Source organism: Photobacterium toruni (assembly GCF_024529955.1).
Classification (GTDB): domain Bacteria; phylum Pseudomonadota; class Gammaproteobacteria; order Enterobacterales; family Vibrionaceae; genus Photobacterium; species Photobacterium toruni.
In genome coordinates this window covers 799,079-818,180 of record NZ_AP024854.1, presented here as the reverse complement: position 1 = coordinate 818,180, position 19,102 = coordinate 799,079, and the positions used below count along the sequence as shown (strand labels likewise).

Below are 19,102 nucleotides of genomic sequence, written 5' to 3'. Positions count from 1 at the left end.
AGGCTTTCCCTGCTTTACTTAATCAGCGCCGAATAAATCTCGGGTATAAACTTTATCTTGTACGGCTTCAAGTTCGATAGCCATACGATTAGACACAATCACATCAGACATTGCTTTAAAGGCTTCGAAATCTTTTATCACTTTTGAATTAAAGAATTCATCTTCTTCAAGTACCGGCTCAAACACCACCACTTCAATGCCTTTGGCTTTTATGCGCTTCATAATACCTTGAATGCTTGAAGCGCGGAAATTATCAGAACCTGATTTCATGATTAACCGATAAATACCAACCACTTTAGGCCGCTTCGCAATAATAGAATCAGCAATAAAATCTTTACGAGTGGTATTGGCATCAACAATCGCACCAATAATATTGTTTGGTACATCGCGATAGTTTGCGCGTAACTGCTTGGTATCTTTAGGTAAACAATAGCCGCCATAACCAAATGAAGGATTATTATAGTGGTTACCAATTCGAGGATCTAAACCAACACCCTCAATAATTTGACGACTATCTAAGTTTAGTGCTTCAGCATAACTATCAAGCTCATTAAAATAGGCCACTCGCATAGCAAGATAAGTATTGGAAAATAATTTAACCGCTTCAGCTTCTGTTGATTGAGTAAATAACACCGCAATATCTTGTTTCTGCGCACCTTGTTTTAATAGTTCTGCAAATTTCTCAGCCCGCTCTGAACGCTCACCAACAATAATACGCGAAGGATATAAATTATCGTAAAGCGCACGACCTTCACGTAAAAATTCAGGTGAAAATATAATATTATCGATACCAAATTGTTGTTTAATATTTTCGGTATATCCAACCGGAACCGTTGATTTAATTATCATAGTGGCTGTCGGATTTTTTGCTATTACATCTTTAATCACCGCTTCTACTGAGCGAGTATCAAAATAGTTAGAGATTGGATCATAATCTGTTGGGGTTGCAATAATAACAAACTCAGCACCATCATAAGCATGTGTTGCATCAGTAGTAGCGATCAGATTCAACGTTTTGTGTTGTAAAAAATCTTCAATCTCCTGATCCACAATAGGAGATAAGCCTTGATTAATGAGTGCGACTTTCTCTTCAATAATATCAAGTGCTACAACTTCGTTATGCTGTGATAACAAGACCGCATTAGACAAGCCAACATAGCCTGTACCTACGACAGTAATTTTCATTACTTAACCCCAATAAATTAATGTGTAAGTCATGATTACTCACAGCTTACTTACTTGTGCTTAGTTTATCTGAAAACATGCTAACATTTAACGGAAAATATAAATGCTACAACGCGCGAAGAGAAGATTCCCTATCGCCCTCGCGGGCATTCACTGTAGGGAATGACGAATGGATAGGCATGTCATTCACTTAGCCCATTATCCGTCATCCCGGAAGTTGAGGTACGAAACTATCCGGGATCTACTCACCGCGAACTTAAGCCTTAAATACGCCAGTGAAAACACACTGATATTTAACGGGAAAGATAAACTCTACAACGCGTGAATAGTAGATCCCCTATCGCCCTCGCGGCATTCACTGTAGGGAATGACGAATGGATAGGCTTGGCATTCACTTAGCCCATTATCCGTCATCCCGGAAGTTGAGGTACGAGACTATCCGGGATCTACTCACCGCGAACTTAAGCCTTAAATACGCCAGTGAAAACACACTGATATTTAACGGGAAAGATAAACTCTACAACGCGTGAATAGTAGATCCCCTATCGCCCTCGCGGCATTCACTGTAGGGAATGACGAATGGATAGGCTTGGCATTCACTTAGCCCATTATCCGTCATCCCGGAAGTTGAGGTACGAGACTATCCGGGATCTACTCACCGCGAACTTGAGCCTTAAAGACACCAGTAAAACACGCTAACATTTAACGGGAAATATAAACTATAAAAAAAGCGACAGGCTCTCACCTATCGCTTTTTATTACGCTGTGGACTCTCAGGTACAAAATCTCGCTACTCGAAATTCCGCCCCTGATTTTTCCTTAATTACGCTTCGTATTTCTTAATCACTAGCGTTGCGTTTGTACCACCAAAACCAAAGCTGTTAGACATAACAGTCTTAAGTTCAACATCGCGCTTTTCAGTCACGATATCAAGACCTTTAGCTGCTTCATCTAGGTTTTCAATGTTGATGCTTGGTGCAACAAAACCGTGCTCTAGCATTAACGTTGAGTAGATAGCTTCGTGAACACCAGCCGCACCTAGTGCGTGGCCTGTCATTGCTTTCGTTGCAGAGATAGCAGGGCTATGATCGCTAAATAACTCTTGAATAGCACCAAGCTCTTTTAGATCGCCAACAGGTGTTGATGTACCGTGAGTGTTGATGTAGTCAACTGGTGCATCAAGATCTTTCATTGCCATCTTCATACAACGCACTGCGCCTTCACCTGATGGCGCTACCATGTCGTAGCCGTCAGATGTTGCGCCATAACCTACAATCTCACCGTAAATTTTTGCGCCACGTGCTAATGCGTGCTCTAGTTCTTCAACGACAACCATGCCGCCGCCACCAGAGATCACGAAACCGTCACGATCTGCATCGTAAGTACGTGATGCTTTTGATGGATCATCATTGTATTTAGTCGACAACGCGCCCATAGCATCAAACATCATCGTTAGTGACCAATCAAGCTCTTCACCACCACCAGCAAATACTACATCTTGCTTGCCTAATTGAATAAGCTCAACGGCGTGACCGATACAGTGTGCAGATGTTGCACATGCAGAACTCATGGTGTAGTTAACACCGCGAATTTTAAAAGGTGTTGCCAAACATGCAGAAACAGTTGAAGACATAGTACGTGGCACCATGTAAGGACCCACACGCTTAACGCCTTTCTCACGTAGTGTGTCTACTGCATGGTATTGGTTGTATGATGATGCACCACCAGAACCAGCAACCAAACCCGTACGCTCGTTAGATACTTGATCTTCAGCTAGGCCAGAGTCAGCAACCGCTTGCTCCATAGAAAGGTAAGCAAATGCAGCAGCATCACCCATGAAACGCATTTTTTTACGATCAATGTGCTCAGACGGTGTGATTTTTAGATCACCCCACACATTTGAACGCAATTTCATTTCAGCGAATTGCTCAGAGTAGTTAATACCTGATTTGCCAGTTTTTAGGGATTCTAATACTTCAGCAACGTTGTTACCGATACTAGATACAATACCCATGCCTGTAATTACGGCTCGTTTCATGATGAATTCCTACTGATATTAATGGAAATACCTACTCATTTTATAGAACAACCGCTGCCCTACATCAATGACTAGAATACGTCCCAAACGGCTTTAAAATCTGCGCTCACATTCGCTCTTCGTTAATGACTGCGAACGAAAACACGCGATATTAAAGAAGTTTGGGCCGATAATGCCTAATTTAACCTTTCCATCAAGATAGACAAAAAAGTTAATGAATATTTAGTATGAGAACTATAACGGCTTTGCTCCTGAAAAGTGGTCAGCTTTCCTGTATTTCAGGTACAATCTAATCAAAATTGCCCTTAAATCGCATTTAGAACCCACAATTGATGCATTTTCATGCATAAAATGGTGGCAAAATGCTCAGCAGCTAAACAAGAGGTTCGTTTTGTCTCGTTCGACTCCTACACAATCCACACTACGAATTGAAAATGCCATTTTAGATTGGAACGACGTCGGTAGCCCATTATCGACTGATTTTGATGATATTTATTTTTCAAATGACGATGGATTAGAAGAAACACGTTATGTGTTCATCAAACAAAATGGCTTACCTGAACGCTGGCATGATTTTGATCGACGTCGATTTGTGGTTGCCGAAACGGGATTTGGTACTGGGCTTAATTTTTTAGCGTTATGGCAAACATTTAAAGCCTTTCGCGAACAACATCCAGATGCAACCGTTAAAGAATTACACTTTATTAGCTTTGAAAAAGCCCCGATCACAAAACAAGATCTGCTCAAAGCACACCAAGTATGGCCAGAATTAGCCGAGTTTACTCAACAACTTGATCAACATTATCCTCCCGCGGTTGCTGATTGTCATCGTATTGTGCTTGAAAATGGCATGATCACCCTTGATTTGTGGTTTGGTGATATCAAAGACTGCATGCCTCAAGTTTGGGTTGGCAATAACGGCATTGTTGATGCTTGGTTCTTAGATGGTTTCGCCCCTAAGAAAAACCCTGAAATGTGGAGCCAAAATCTGTTTAATAATATGGCAAACATGGCACGTTCAGGGTGTACGATCGCTACTTTTACAGCGGCAGGATTTGTTCGCCGCGGCTTAAGTGACGCTGGGTTTGATATCAAAAAAGCCAAAGGATTTGGTATTAAACGCCATATGACAGTGGGTACTGTTATAAAAAACCACCAGCAAGCCAATTTTAAACCATGGTTTGCACGTAGTTCACAACAAACACTGCAATCTGAGCCAAGCGACATTGCCATTATTGGTGGTGGTGTCGCTTCAGCAACAACCGCGATAGCCTTGATCCGTCGTGGTCAAAATGTCAGTTTATATTGCGCTGATCGCGAATTAGCCCAAGGAGCATCAGGCAATCGTCAAGGCGCTGTTTACCCTCTTCTTAATGGTAAACATGACGCACTGTCTCGCTTTTTTGCGCCAGGTTTTATTTATGCGCGTCAATTTGTTGAACAAGCAGCACAGTACTGTCAATTTGATCATGATTGGTGCGGCGTCACCCAATTAGCGTGGGATGAGAATGGCAAAAATCTAACTGCAACAGAAAAACAACACGCAAAAGTAACAAATAATAAGAAACTCAGTCGTCAAACCCAAAAGCTAGATTGTATGTTAGCGGGAGGATTTCCAGAGTCATTAGTGCGTAGTTTAAATGTCGAACAAACACGTGCTATCACTGGCGTTGAGACTGATTGTCGCAGTGTTAACTATCCTCTTGGTGGCTGGCTATGCCCACAACAACTCACTCAAGCATTAATAGAATCTGCGGTTCAAACAGGCAAACTGACATTACACCTTAATAGTGATATTACGGCACTTGAGCAAATTGAAACCGAGAATAATCACCACCAATGGCAGTTAACCTTGGCTAATGGCACAACGGTTAATCACACGACGGTTGTGGTTGCGAATGGTCATCGCTTAGACCAATACCCACAAACAGCCCCAATTCCGACCTCATCAGTACGTGGTCAAGTCAGTCACATTCCGACTAATGCACAATTAGCTAAACTTGAAACGGTACTTTGTTATGATGGTTATTTAACGCCAGCAAATAGCAATACTGACAGCCATTGTATTGGTGCTAGTTATGCCCGTCGTAATTGCGATCTTGATTACAGTGAAGTCGATCAACAGCAAAATAAACAGCGTTTATTAGACAGTGTGCCTGCAACCACATCATGGGCGAATGAAATTGATGTTGACGCATTTGATCAACCTTCACGCGCACGCATTGGTGTCCGTTGTGCGAGCCGCGATCATTTACCGTTTGTGGGTAACGTATGTCGCTATGATGATTTGATTAAACAATATCAGGATCTAAAAGATAACCAGCTTTACGCACAAAATGTACCCGTCTATAAAAATCTATTTGCCATTGTTGGGCTCGGCTCAAGAGGATTAAGTTCAGCGCCACTATTAGGCGAATTATTAGCATCTCAAATTTGTGGTGATCCACTGCCATTGCCACACACAGTGTTAGATGCTCTCCACCCTGGACGTATGTGGGTACGAAAATTAGTGCGCGGGAAAGAGGTAAGATCATAGGTTTAGTATATCGTTCGTAACCTCACTGTAGGGAATGACGGGGGTTATCACAATAAACTATCGTACAAATCTAGCCACTGTGGATTATTGTCCTTAATTAATTGCTCCTTCCATGAACGACGCCATTTCTTTAATTGTTTCTCCCGTTTAATTGCAGTTGTCATAGAATCAAATCGCTCATAATACACTAAAGAATGCACCTGATATTTTTGAGTAAAACCACGAACAATATTATTTTTATGCTGCCAAATTCGAGTGACTAATTGACTAGTCACTCCAACATAAAGCACCTGCTTATTATGTGATGCCAAAATATAAACCACAGGCTCTTTATTCACTCAAACCTTATCTCCTGCGCTACCTCATCCCTAAAAACCTCGTCCAGCTATCTCTTACTCACTCGCAGCAATGATCACTGTTGCTTTAGGCTTAACCTTCCTCAATTCTGCCGCTAACGCTATTTGTGCTTCTAAATCACCATGCACAACTTTAATCACTTGTGGACCTTGCTCAATATCAGCCACAAAACTGACGAGATCTTTCTGCGCAGCATGAGCGGAATAACCTGATAATTGATGGATCTGCGCAGCGACATCAATCACCTTATCATCAATTTTAATCACTTTTTCGCCATCAACTAAAGCGCGTCCAGTGGTGCCTTGCGCTTGATAACCGGCAAAAATCACATCGGTACGTTTATCAGCTAACAACGCTTTTAAATAATTCACCACGCGACCGCCAGAGCACATACCACTCGCAGCAACAATGATTGCAGGCTCACCAGAATGTTGTAATCGATTGACCAATTTGATGTGATCAGCATGACTATCAATAGTAATACATTGTTCAAACGCCAATGGATGTCGCCCCATATAACGCCGTTGCTTGGCTTCTTTGGCCCATAACTCATGAAAATAGCGGTATTGCTCTGTTACCTTCTGTGCCAATGGTGAATCTAAAATTATCGGTAAACTCTGCCAAACCCGTTTAGTTGTTGGAACCTCATTAGGATCAACATCCACTTCTGCAATAATATTTTCAAGATCAAATAATAATTCTTGTGTACGTCCAACGCTAAAAGCAGGAATAATAATTGCCCCGCCATCTTGCAATGAACGCTCAATGATCTGTTTTAATACCCGTTGTCGGTGTTCAAGCGGGTGGTGGTGTTTATCGCCATACGTGCTTTCAATCACCAACGTGTGCACTGTTGTCGGTGCAATAGGATCAGTGAGTAACGGGGTATTTTTAGGCCCAAGATCGCCACTAAATACCATAATCTCATTGGTCGGTAATTTAATTTCAATATAGGCAGAGCCTAAAATATGCCCAGCCGGACGAAAACGGATCTTAACTAACTCACCAGTTGGTAATACAATTTGCGCCCAACAATCATAAGGCACCGGACGAATACGCTGATGAATTAATGCCAATGCTTGTTCACACTGTTTATTATTCAATCCTAACTGAATTTTAAGCCCGTCTTCCAACATTAAAGGCACTAACGCTGCTGTTGCCTCAGTGGTATAAATCGGACCAGAAAATCCCGCAGCAAGTAACCATGGCAAACGTCCAATATGATCAATATGGCTATGAGTCAGTAATAATGCAGCAATATTGTTAATATCAAATTCAATATCTAGCGTCTCACGGGCTTCTTTTCCCTGAAATAAACCACAATCAATTAATAAACTATTATCACCAATAATAAGCTCATGACATGATCCCGTTACTCCTGTTTTCGCCCCATGATGAACAATCTTCACCGCACTCTCCCCCAGCCAGATAATCAATAAAATCCTATAATGACAGCACACGTATATTGTTAAAAATAGTAACAAGCAGAACTCGGGATCATTCGTCTTTACTATGTTGATGTAATGTAACCGCTCTTGAATAGTTTTTAATCGATCACAAAAAAACACCTTTAAATATACAACTCATCACATATTAAATTTAATAGCCCTCTAATAATAGATTAAGAGAGCGACTAATCATGTACCCAATCATTATTGCTATTCATGGCCGAGGCAATAAACTGCCAACCACAACCCTAACAGCACACTGGCAACAGGCACTTGAACATGGCTTACAACGTTATAATCAATCACAGCTACATCCTCAGATTGATTTTAAAATGGCCTATTATGCTGATCACTTTTATCAACAACCGTTAGTATTATCAGCAGCCACTACCACCGCGATTGCGCAGATTCACACGATAAAACCGTTACCTACTTATAACCGTCATGACAATGAGCAACCAATCCCCCTTTCTGCACCGCCACATTGGGCAACTAAAATTGCAGAATGGATCGAAGATAAATTCAATCTATTCTCTTTTATCTCTAAGCCATTTTTAAAATCATTACTACCAGATATTCATTACTATTTTCATGATCCAAGCTATCAGCGAGCTGTCGAACAACCATTAATAAAGCTACTTAATCAATACCAACATCGACCAATCATTTTACTGAGCCATTCAATGGGAACCGTGATCGCTTATAACGTACTGCATCAACTTAGCCGTCAACCAATCCCACCTCAAATTAGTACCTGGTTTACCTTTGGCTCACCACTAGGGCTAACCTGTGTTAAAGGCTTTTTACCAAAAATAACTCACCAGCCGAGCGTTAAAAAACTAGCCACACCAGATTGCGTCACTGAGCAATGGATCAATGTCAGTGATAAAACCGATATTGTCTGTATCGATCATGATTTAAGTGATGACTACCTTGCTAATCGCCACCATATCAAACCTCAAGATCATTACATCACCAATCACTATCCTGGTAATTCACATAAATCTTACGGTTATTTATGGAGTGATGTGATCGCAAAATACGGTATTCCAAAGGTGACATTATGAAGCCATTTATATTATTAGATCCCGGCCATGGCGGTATTATTGATGGCATTTATCAAACCACAGGCAAACGCTCACCATTATGGGCTAATGGTAAACAATTATTTGAAGGGGAATTTAATCGCGCGATCACCCAAGGAATAAGCCAAGCCCTAACCTCACACGGCATTAAAAATACAATTATTGTGCCAGAGCGGGAAGATATCAGCCTCCGCACTCGCGTTAATCGTGCCAACCATCTAGCAACCCAATACTCGAATCATCAATGCTTATTAATTTCCGTCCATGCCAACGCTGGCGGTGGTAAAGGATTTGAAATTTATACCAGTCGCGGCCAAACCAGCAGCGACATAATTGCCGATCATATCGCCCACGCTTTTACGCAAGTGTTTCCCAATAAACCCCTTCGAAGTGATTATAGCGATGGCGACAGTGATAAAGAGCGCGGCTTTTATATGCTCAGAAAAACACACATGGCAGCAGTATTAACCGAAAATTTCTTTATGGATAATGAACTCGAATGTTGTTTGATTTTAATGTCACCAACAGGCCGACAAAAAATTATTGATTATCATGTAGCTGGAATTTTAGCGTGGATAACAGAAAGCAAATAACGAGGGGTTAGTCTTCAAAGCACAGGAGTTAAATTTTCATAGTACAAAATAATACATATAAATTCTGACAAGGTTCGACTTTAATTCAAATACTCGATATTAAAAATCTTCCCCATAAACACAAAAAGCCCGCATTGAACCATTTCTATAAATAGTTCAATGCGAGCTTTTATTTAACATCAACCTTTGACATTCTCTACAATAAAGATACGAATCCCGCCAGTCATTCCCTACAGTGAATATACGAACCACCACCCGTCATTCCCTACAGTGAGGTTACGAACGAGATAGGGAATCTACCATCTGCGTGTCGTAGTGTTTGTATTTGCCATAGAATGTTAGCATATTTTCATTGGCGTCAGCGCGGTGAATAAACCAAATGACCATTACTTAAGCGTTAGTTTTATCACTCAATGGTGTTAAATCTAATGAATCAACAAAAGAAGCATTATTTAACGATTGAATATAAGCACTAAACGCTTCGCCTAATACTTTGTCGCGCATTGCATATTCAACAAAGGCTTTGGCATAACCGAGCTTATCACCACAATCATGCGAACGACCTGTCATGTGGAAAGCTTCAACGACTTCATCTTTCATCAGCATATCAATAGCATCAGTCAGTTGGATCTCATCCCCTGCCCCTGGTGGTGTCATTGCTAGCTTATCCCAAATATTGTGAGATAAAACATAACGACCCACAACAGCAAGGTTAGACGGTGCATCCTCAACCGCAGGCTTTTCAACCATACGTGTCATAGGGCAAGAGTCCCCCCCTTGAAGATCAACACCGTTACAGTCAACCACACCATACTTAGACACATCACTCATTGGCACAGGCTCAACCATAATTTGGCTAGCCCCTTTTTGCTCAAAGTGTGTAATCATCGCTGCAAGGTTTTCTGTTTTTTGATCAGCTGTGTATTCATCTAAAATCACATCAGGCAACACAACTACAAACGGCTGATCACCAATCAAAGGTTTAGCACACAGAACCGCATGACCTAAGCCTTTTGCTTGTCCTTGACGTACATGCATAATCGTCACGTCTTTAGGACAAATCGCTTTCACTTCATCTAACAACTGACGCTTAACACGCGCTTCTAAAGTCGCTTCTAACTCAAAAGAAGTATCAAAGTGGTTTTCAATCGCGTTCTTAGATGAGTGGGTCACCAAAACAATTTCTTTAATGCCAGCATTAACACACTCATTAACGATGTATTGAATCAGTGGCTTATCAACGATTGGCAGCATTTCTTTAGGAATTTAGTTCCAGATAGCATACGTGTTCCAAGACCAGCAACAGGGATGACTGCTTTTTTGATTTGATTTGATTTGATTCATTTAGAAATAATCCTTTAAATACTCATATCAAATTAATACTTAAAAAACACCCGTACTGCAAAGCAATACAGGTATTAATGTATTTTCAATTTATTAAAAGCTAAGCACTAATTGATTGATGCGGTATCACTTCAGCCAATTGAGAATGCGGTTTATTATTCCATACAATGTCACAAATACCATCGGTCGGAACAAAACCTGTTGGTGCTTCAAGCAAAATATCACGTATCATTTCATGCTCAAAATCATGACATGCTGCATTTAAGCGTTGTAATAGCGGCTCAAGTTCAGACCAAGGCAAATAAACTTCATCCGCGGTCATAATACGTTCGTGCTTAGTTTTATCCACATTATCGCCAATCAATAATTCTTCATACAGTTTCTCACCAGGGCGTAATCCTGTGTATTGGATTTCAATATCCCCATTAGAGTTTGCTGCATCTTTTACTTCTAAACCTGACAACTTAATTAATTTCGCAGCTAATTCAGCGATCTTAACAGGTTCGCCCATATCTAATACAAATACATCACCACCTTTGCCCATTGCACCAGCTTGGATCACCAACTGCGCAGCTTCTGGAATAGTCATAAAGTAACGAATGATATTAGGATCAGTAACAGTAACTGGGCCACCTTCAGCAATTTGGCGCTTAAACAATGGAATAACAGAACCCGATGAGCCTAATACGTTACCAAAGCGCACCATACAAAAACGAGTTTTAGTTGAAGTTTCAGCTAATGCTTGCAAAGAAAGCTCGGCCATACGCTTAGTCGTACCCATTACATTGGTTGGGCGTACTGCTTTATCAGTAGAAATTAATACAAAGGTTTCAACCCCAGCATTCATTGCCGCTTGTGCAGTATAAAGCGTACCAAAAACGTTATTACGTACCCCTTCTACCATATTAAATTCAACCATTGGCACATGCTTATATGCAGCAGCATGATATAAGGTTTGTACTTGAAATGCTTCCATCACCGCTTGCAGACGATTTTCACGCTGAACACTACCTAATAATGGATAAATCTCAACGCTTAATTCTTCTTTTTTAACCTTTTCAACTAACTCTTTTTCAATGATATAAAGGTTATATTCAGATACTTCAAACAATATCAGTTTTGCTGGTTTTTGATTTATAATTTGACGACAAAGCTCAGAGCCAATAGAGCCACCAGCTCCCGTAACCATGACGACTTTATCAGTAATATTAGCGGTAAATAACTCAGCCACAGGTTCAACTGGATCACGACCTAATAAATCTTCAATTGGCACTTCGCGTAATTCATCAATTTTTGATTTACCACTCACAATATCTTCAATATCAGGCACCGTACGTACTTCAATCGATAAATGCTGTAAATTATTTAATACTGCTTTACGTTCAGAACGACTAGCATTCGGTAAGGCTAATAACACTTGCTCGGCATTATATTTATCAAGCACTGCTGCAATTTTATTGGCAGGATAAACGCGAATCCCCATCATAGTGGTATTACGCAAACTTTCATCATTATCAACAAATGCTACAGGCTTATAATCATTACTTTGACGCAAGGCCAAACACAACTGACGCCCTGTTGTACCTGCACCAAAAATAACCACTGATTTACGCTTACTTTTTGGATGATTATAATTAGCGATATAAGTACGCATAATTAAACGAGCACCACCAGCTAATAATGCTAAAAATGCACCATAGATAATTGGCACAGTGCGGGGGATACCTGCATCTAAATAAAAACCTAATCCAGAAAAAACAATCGCAGAAAAGATCGCACCAGCACTAACAACAAGTAATGCATGAAACGTTAAATAACGTAATATTGCACGATATAAACCTAGCTGAACAAATATAAATAATGTCGTAATAGTCAGAATGATAAAACATTGCCACAACTCAGTATTAAGAAAATAATGAAAGTGACCATAACGAACACCAAACGCCCCCCAGAAAGCCACAAAAATAAATAACACATCACAAACTAAACTTACTAACCGCTTGTTACTACGAGACAGTGAAAAAATAAACTGTTCCACTTTCATAAAGGAGCCTATATATTAAAAAAGTTAACAAAAAAGAGAGGATACGAACTAATTATTTTTTATAGCACAACAAATCTAAACGATAACATTACACTATCGTTTAGATTAAAATAACTGAATTCCAAATAGAATTTAATTAGTATAAACACAACTAAGGTTTTACTGCATCACCACTACCACTACCTGTCGCTGTCATTAAAATATATTTAAAATAATCTTTCAGCGTTAAGCTATCGATCATCTTTTTATCTGTCTCTGCTAATAATTTTGGTGTCGACATATCAATATTTTGAACTTGAGATAAACCAGTAACACCAGGTAAAACATCATAAACACCTAATTTATCGCGTTCAGCTATCAGATCTTCCTGATTAAATAGATTAGGACGAGGACCAACTAAACTCATCTCACCTTTTAACACATTAATTAACTGCGGCAGTTCATCAATTTTTGTTTTGCGAAGAAAAGAACCTAGTTTTGTAATAGAGGCATTACTTGCTAAATGACTAGCAACTGATTTAGTATCCACCGACATAGTGCGAAACTTAATTAATTTAAATGGTTGTTTATTTTTACCCACACGGGTTTGGATAAATACGGGAGAACCTGTATCAAACAAACCAATAACAACCACTATTAATAATATCGGCCATAAAAATAACAAACCGAAAAATGCCGCAAGAAAATCGATTAAACGAATCATAATATTAATCCTTTAATTTACTTTGAAGAAAAGCATCCGCTGTTTGTTTAAAACCATCTTCAAGAGTCTGCGGTGGTTTCCACCCTAATATCTCTTTTGTATGAGTAATATCGACCTGAAGAGAACCTAATAAACGATTTATTACATCTTCTTTACCAAACACCTTACCTACTAATCGATAACAAACAGTAGGTATTGGTAATTGCCATTGCGACTTACCTAGAGCCTTTGCCATCAGCTGAACCATTGCACTGGTTGAAACATCGTTATCATCAGACACAAGAAACACTTGATTTACAGCTTTAGGATGGTCAATACAAGTCACAATTAAATCAACTAAATTATCAACCGAAACTAAACTACGCTTATTATCTTTAATACATCCAAAAGGTAATGGTAATCCTTTTGATACCAAATTTAGAAGTGAAGCAAAGTTAGCTTTAACACCAGGGCCATAAACTAATGTTGGACGAATAATTACGACTTCTAAGCCTGTCTCTTCAGCAAGCTGTAATAGTTGTTCTTCTGCTTCTGATTTAGATTGACCATAAAAATCTTCAGGTGAACGTTGATCATCAAATTTAAAGGTTTTTTTTAATTGAGTTGATTCACCATTAACTTTAATTGAACTGATAAAAATGAACCGCTTAACACCAGCCTCTACGGCTTGTCTGGCTAGATTTAATGTACCTTTAGTATTAACTTCACGGTAGTCATCAAGAGGATTAGTAGATGTATCGTCCATAATATGTGCACGAGCGGCGCAATGGATAATACAGTCAATGTTATTAACAACTTCTAAATAATTAGAGTGAGAATCAATTCTTAATTTATTACCATCAGTAGATAACGGACATATATTATATTTTGATATAGCCGCTTGCTTTAAAATACTAGAACCAATAAAACCAGTAATACCAGTTATCATTATATTTTTTATTATTTTCATTTTATACCATAAATATTATGAAACTGCTCTTTTATTGCGTTATGACCATAGATTTTTTCTGAAATCAAACGACTATAATTTCCCATAGCATCCATCATCTCTGGCGATGAGGATAAAGTTTTTATTGCATCTGCTAATTTTACCGCATTTCTAACAGGTACTATAATTCCATTTAAACCATCATCAACCATCTGTCTACATCCAGGAACATCTGTTGTTATTATAGGTAAACCACAAGCAGTAGCTTCGATTAATGATTTTGGCCTTCCCTCCCTATAGGAAGGTAAACAAGCAATATGTGATAATTTATTATACTTAGCAATATCATTCTGGAAACCTACCCAATCAATATACCCTTTTTTATGAGCATCTTTAATCTCTTTTTCGCTCATTGTTGACGGATTGTTATTATCGATATCCCCAACTAATAACAACCTAACATTCACCCCCTCATCTTTGAGAATTTTTCCTGCTTCAATATATTCAGATATACCTTTATCTTTTAATAATCGTGATACTAAAATTATAGTTGTAACATCATACTTTTCATGAGATATATTAAAAATATCAAGATCAACACCTGCACCATTAACTACAAAAGAGTTACGTTCATTTGAAATCCCTTTTTCTATAAAAAAATTCATATCATCGTTATTTTCAAAAATAACTTTTGTCCTTGATGTTGACAATGAGAACTTATAAAGTTTTTCTATTAATCCCCATAAAACTGCATCTTTTCTATTCTTAGACAAAGATAAAGAACCTAATCCAGTAATAGACGTAACAACATTACTTTTTATAAGTGGATTTATTTTACTTATAAATGAACCATATAATACGGGTTTAATTGTAAATGCATGTATAATATCAGGTTTAAATCTCATTATTTCTTTATTTATCGAATATAATGCTTTTATTTCTTTTGCTATATTTTTTCCACTTCTAGATAAAGGCAGTAATACAAATTTTAAACCAAGGTTTTCTAATTCATCTTTTTTATTATTATTACCTGCTGCAATACAAACATCGACTCCTTTCTCTTTCAATGATAAAGCCAATCTTAGAAAGTGAGAATAAAAGAAACCGGAACAATTAACTAAAAACAATATTTTCATTTTTAAACCCTATTTTCCTTGTAATTCAGAAAAATTGAATTAATACGTTCACAATAACTATCTAAATTATATTGTTCTTTTATCTTATTTTTAGAGTTACTCGAATACTCGTTATATAAAAAATCATTGCTTAATAATAAATCTAACTTATTAGCATAGGAATTAGTATCATTAACTTCAGTTATAAAACCACATTTCTCATCTAATAATTCAGGGATACCACCAACATTTGTACTTACAGGAACTAAACCTAAAGACATTGCTTCAAGTATTGAAATAGGTAATCCTTCATGAATAGATGTTAAACAAAATATATCTGCTATTGATAGTAAAGGAAAAACATCACTAGAAGGGCCGTAGTAGATAATATCACCTCTTTTATCAGATAACGAAATAGCTCTTAACAATTGATCAATATTATCTCTCGCATCACCAACAATTAATAATTTTACTTTTTCGTATCTTACCTTATTGAATGCATTAATAAGCATTTCATGATTTTTAACTTTACTGACATTTGCAACAGAAATTATTATTTTATAGTCCGGGAATGATAAATCATCTGGTTGTAAAAAACTTTTTTTGTTTCGAATTTCAACTGCATTTTTTAAAACTATACCTATATTACCGTTAGAACTATATACTTTATCCGAACAACAAATAATTTGATCTACAAGTTTATATGTGATTTTATTTAGAAATCTAGTTACTCTATTATAATTTTCAAAAACAGAATGCTCAACATATACAATTTTATTTTTTCTAGCCAATATTCTTGAAAAAAAAGAAACTAAAGGACTATGCTCAAATAATATTGCATTATTATTTCTCAAATACTTCCAATATCTAATTAATGTTGAAATTAATGATATTTTATTTAATGGCCCCAAATAAATAACTTTTGCCCCATAACTTTCTAGCAAGTTAGATATATCATTATCCATTTTATGAAAATATACCACTTCAATATTATGCCCAAATAAAATTAACTTCGGTATAATATAGCTTAGCAATATTTCAGAACCACCACGCCCTAATGTTTTGGTTGTTATACAAATATTCATATTAACGACAACCTATTGACAAAAAATAGCACTGAAAAAGTCTCACAAAATATTTTAACTTATTTTTAAAATTAGGATCTCTAGTGATCATATCTTTATAATACATTTTAAAACCGAATGGTGAAATTTTTAATAATTTGTAAAAATTACTACTTAAGCCTTCTTGCTGATAATGAACAATACAAATAGGTGTATTTAAAAAGTATTTGATATTTCCATGATCTGAAATTTTATTCCAAACATATAGTTCAGGAAAAAATCTTTCATTGCGAATTAAAGGAAATTTATTATTTTTAAAATGATGTGAGTTAAATACATATGAACTATCAGCAGGTTGTACATTCATCATTTTTATAGGGGTTGATATTCTCTCTTGCTCATCTATGATATTTTCACCTAATAAATTACTATTATGATCTAAACATCTAAAATTAAAACCAATAATATTTTTTTTATTATCTTCAATATCAGAATTGACACCTACTTGTTGAATTTTATTCTTTATTGTCTCAATAGCATTAGGAACAAGTTCATCATCACTATCAATTAATACTACATATTCGCCATTTATATATTCACTCGCCTTATTTATAGCAACATGCTTACCTTGATTTAATTGTTTTACATATTTAATAGAAAATTTAGACGTTGAAATAAATTTTTCAACTTTCTCCTTAGTATCATCATCACTTCCATCATCTACAATAATCCATTCAAAATTATAATTTGTTTGGTTTATTAGGCTGTTATGCAAGCGAGATAATAACTCAGAACGATTATAAGTTGCAGTCAAAATAGATATCATTTTCTTAATTTAATCCTTGCAATATATTTAAATAGCAACACATATAGTAAAACATATGGAATTAATACAGATACACTTCCTCGGTTAATAATAAATAATGTTGTAATAATACATACTAAGAGGCCTTGATGAAATTTACTACTTTGAGAAATAAATGCTAACCATCGCCCCCAAAAAAGAGCCAAACCAAAGAATAATGGGAAGAAACCAAAACTATAGACATAAAAATCACTAAAAAGACTCCAGCCTAAACCATAACCTTTATTAAATAAAGATGAATCAGTACTCCATGATAAATACTGAGGGAAGCCAGTTAAGTACACTGCTATATTTCCTATAAATGAACTGTATAAGTGAATAAAACCAGGAATAATAGTCTTAATATATGCAACGAACGGATAACTCTCAACCTGAGATGATAACGCATATACAAAGAAAGTAATACCTTGAGCATCAATCAACTTTATGAAAAAACCAAACACATTTAAATTTAATGATTCACTTCTCCCCGTTAAATACATTAATATATTCAATGAAAATAGAAGCGATATTGCATATATAATCATTTTAAATATTAATGTTAGGTTGTTTTTTTTATCACCATAACAAATCCATAAAAATAAAAATATAGCACTAATAAATCCAGACCGTCCTCCAGACAAGCCTGAAACTAATGCATTAATAAAAAACAAAGAAAAGTAAAAATTAAAGAATTTTCTTTTTTTATCTTTTATTACAAATGACAACCCTAAACCAACATTAATAATTAACAAGCAAATTAAATTAAGAGGTGTTGAATATTGCCCAGCCTGTGAATTAGTATAAGCGGCTAAATACCCATAATTAAAAGTATTTATTACCATGTTAATAGTACTATACATTAGTACAGGATAAATAAAGCATAATATCAAAACACATATAATATATATTTTTCTATTATCAATATTTTCATAAGATACATTTTTATTTTTATAGCAATAATATCCAATTTCAATAGCCGAAGAACCCGATAAAACATAAAATATAGATTTTATTATTTCATTCGTACTAAAACAAATCGGACCATACATGTCTCGACAATGTAAGCTCTCATTCATAAAGGGATACATTATAAATGAGCCGCACATAAAAATAACAAAAGTCAGATAATATAGAGAATAAAATGAAAAGAAATTTTCATTCTGTAATATAACTCTACTTACAATTGTCGATAATATATAAAAACATACAAAAATACTCAAATTAAAATTTGATATATGGTAAGTATTAGATATTAAGTAAAATATAACTAATGATATTAATAAAGTATAGATAACAAATAAATGACTTTTATTTCTCATTCATTATTACTCTTTGACCAATTTTTTTTGCAGGAACACCAGCAACAATATGATAAGACTCTACATTATGCGTTACTACAGCGCCAGCTCCTATAATTGCTCCTTTACCGATAACAATTCCTTGTTTTACAATTGCATGAGCACCAATCCAAACATCATCACCTATAACAGGTGGGTTACTTAAATCATCATAGTTGATATTTTTTTTGTAATAATGTGGAGATGTGTACATTTCATTTATGGGGTGTTCATGACCACCTATTACTGCATAGTAACCGATTGAGCAATATTTTCCAATTTTACCACAAGCTACTATTGCACCTCTATTAATATATGTTCCTTTTCCAATGAAAACCTTCTCACCAATCTCACAATCTTTATTAATTTGAACTTTCTTACTTAAAATACATTTCAAACTAACATCATTACTATATATTTTCAATCTGGGATATTTTATACTTAATAAAATAGCTTTAATTAAATTTTTAAAAATCAA

Annotated in this window: 15 protein-coding genes and 1 pseudogene; 3 read left to right on the top strand and 13 right to left on the bottom strand. The window is 36.4% G+C overall.

The window, feature by feature from the left end; translation table 11 throughout:
* Window positions 1–18 precede the first annotated feature (18 nt).
* Both OC457_RS04150 and fabB read right to left on the bottom strand, forming a co-directional pair.
* Entirely contained in the window at window positions 19–1,185 is a 1,167-nt protein-coding gene (locus OC457_RS04150) for a nucleotide sugar dehydrogenase (protein ID WP_080173402.1), read from the bottom strand.
* Window positions 1,186–2,008: 823 nt separating this feature from the next.
* The gene (fabB, locus tag OC457_RS04145) at window positions 2,009–3,223 is read right to left on the bottom strand and encodes a beta-ketoacyl-ACP synthase I (RefSeq protein ID WP_080158005.1); all 1,215 of its coding nucleotides are present in this window, start codon (window positions 3,221–3,223) and stop codon (window positions 2,009–2,011) included.
* A gap of 391 nt (window positions 3,224–3,614) precedes the next feature.
* Between fabB and mnmC the strand changes: the two genes are divergently transcribed.
* On the top strand, window positions 3,615–5,759 hold the full coding sequence (gene mnmC / locus OC457_RS04140; RefSeq protein WP_080173401.1) for a bifunctional tRNA (5-methylaminomethyl-2-thiouridine)(34)-methyltransferase MnmD/FAD-dependent 5-carboxymethylaminomethyl-2-thiouridine(34) oxidoreductase MnmC: 2,145 nt from the start codon (window positions 3,615–3,617) through the stop codon (window positions 5,757–5,759).
* 47 nt (window positions 5,760–5,806) lie between these two features.
* Here mnmC and OC457_RS04135 read toward each other — a convergent pair whose 3' ends face one another.
* On the bottom strand, window positions 5,807–6,097 hold the full coding sequence (locus tag OC457_RS04135) for a GIY-YIG nuclease family protein (RefSeq protein WP_080173400.1): 291 nt from the start codon (window positions 6,095–6,097) through the stop codon (window positions 5,807–5,809).
* A 54-nt stretch (window positions 6,098–6,151) separates the two neighbouring features.
* Entirely contained in the window at window positions 6,152–7,525 is a 1,374-nt protein-coding gene (locus tag OC457_RS04130) for an MBL fold metallo-hydrolase RNA specificity domain-containing protein (RefSeq protein ID WP_080173399.1), read from the bottom strand.
* A 230-nt stretch (window positions 7,526–7,755) separates the two neighbouring features.
* Between OC457_RS04130 and OC457_RS04125 the strand changes: the two genes are divergently transcribed.
* Together OC457_RS04125 and OC457_RS04120 are read left to right on the top strand one after the other, a co-directional pair.
* A complete protein-coding gene (locus tag OC457_RS04125; RefSeq protein WP_080173398.1) occupies window positions 7,756–8,631 on the top strand; it encodes an alpha/beta hydrolase in 876 nt (291 codons plus the stop codon).
* Window positions 8,628–9,242 (top strand): N-acetylmuramoyl-L-alanine amidase, encoded by a 615-nt coding sequence (locus OC457_RS04120; RefSeq protein WP_162841678.1) that lies wholly within the window; start codon window positions 8,628–8,630, stop codon window positions 9,240–9,242. Before OC457_RS04125 ends, OC457_RS04120 begins: the two co-directional genes overlap by 4 nt.
* Window positions 9,243–9,632: 390 nt before the next feature.
* On the opposite strand, the pseudogene galU reads toward OC457_RS04120, so the two are convergent.
* The 9 genes and pseudogenes from galU to OC457_RS04075 all read right to left on the bottom strand — a co-directional run bounded on the left by galU (window position 9,633) and on the right by OC457_RS04075 (window position 19,102).
* A pseudogene (galU, locus tag OC457_RS04115) lies at window positions 9,633–10,525 on the bottom strand (UTP--glucose-1-phosphate uridylyltransferase GalU).
* A gap of 161 nt (window positions 10,526–10,686) precedes the next feature.
* On the bottom strand, window positions 10,687–12,630 hold the full coding sequence (locus OC457_RS04110; protein ID WP_080173396.1) for a nucleoside-diphosphate sugar epimerase/dehydratase: 1,944 nt from the start codon (window positions 12,628–12,630) through the stop codon (window positions 10,687–10,689).
* A 151-nt stretch (window positions 12,631–12,781) separates the two neighbouring features.
* A complete protein-coding gene (locus OC457_RS04105; protein ID WP_080173395.1) occupies window positions 12,782–13,333 on the bottom strand; it encodes a sugar transferase in 552 nt (183 codons plus the stop codon).
* Between the two features lie 4 nt (window positions 13,334–13,337).
* On the bottom strand, window positions 13,338–14,282 hold the full coding sequence (locus tag OC457_RS04100; protein WP_210436058.1) for a UDP-glucose 4-epimerase family protein: 945 nt from the start codon (window positions 14,280–14,282) through the stop codon (window positions 13,338–13,340).
* Window positions 14,279–15,397, bottom strand: coding sequence for a glycosyltransferase family 4 protein (locus OC457_RS04095; RefSeq protein WP_080173394.1), 1,119 nt, complete (start codon window positions 15,395–15,397; stop codon window positions 14,279–14,281). The genes OC457_RS04100 and OC457_RS04095 overlap by 4 nt, the downstream gene beginning before the upstream one ends.
* Before the next feature lie 2 nt (window positions 15,398–15,399).
* The gene (locus tag OC457_RS04090; protein WP_080173393.1) at window positions 15,400–16,461 is read right to left on the bottom strand and encodes a glycosyltransferase; all 1,062 of its coding nucleotides are present in this window, start codon (window positions 16,459–16,461) and stop codon (window positions 15,400–15,402) included.
* A 1-nt stretch (window position 16,462) separates the two neighbouring features.
* Window positions 16,463–17,266, bottom strand: a complete 804-nt coding sequence (locus tag OC457_RS04085; protein WP_080173392.1) for a glycosyltransferase family 2 protein — start codon at window positions 17,264–17,266, stop codon at window positions 16,463–16,465.
* Window positions 17,263–18,606 (bottom strand): O-antigen polysaccharide polymerase Wzy, encoded by a 1,344-nt coding sequence (gene wzy, locus OC457_RS04080; RefSeq protein ID WP_080173391.1) that lies wholly within the window; start codon window positions 18,604–18,606, stop codon window positions 17,263–17,265. The genes OC457_RS04085 and wzy overlap by 4 nt, the downstream gene beginning before the upstream one ends.
* Window positions 18,596–19,102, bottom strand: coding sequence for a DapH/DapD/GlmU-related protein (locus tag OC457_RS04075; RefSeq protein ID WP_080173390.1), 507 nt, complete (start codon window positions 19,100–19,102; stop codon window positions 18,596–18,598). Before OC457_RS04075 ends, wzy begins: the two co-directional genes overlap by 11 nt.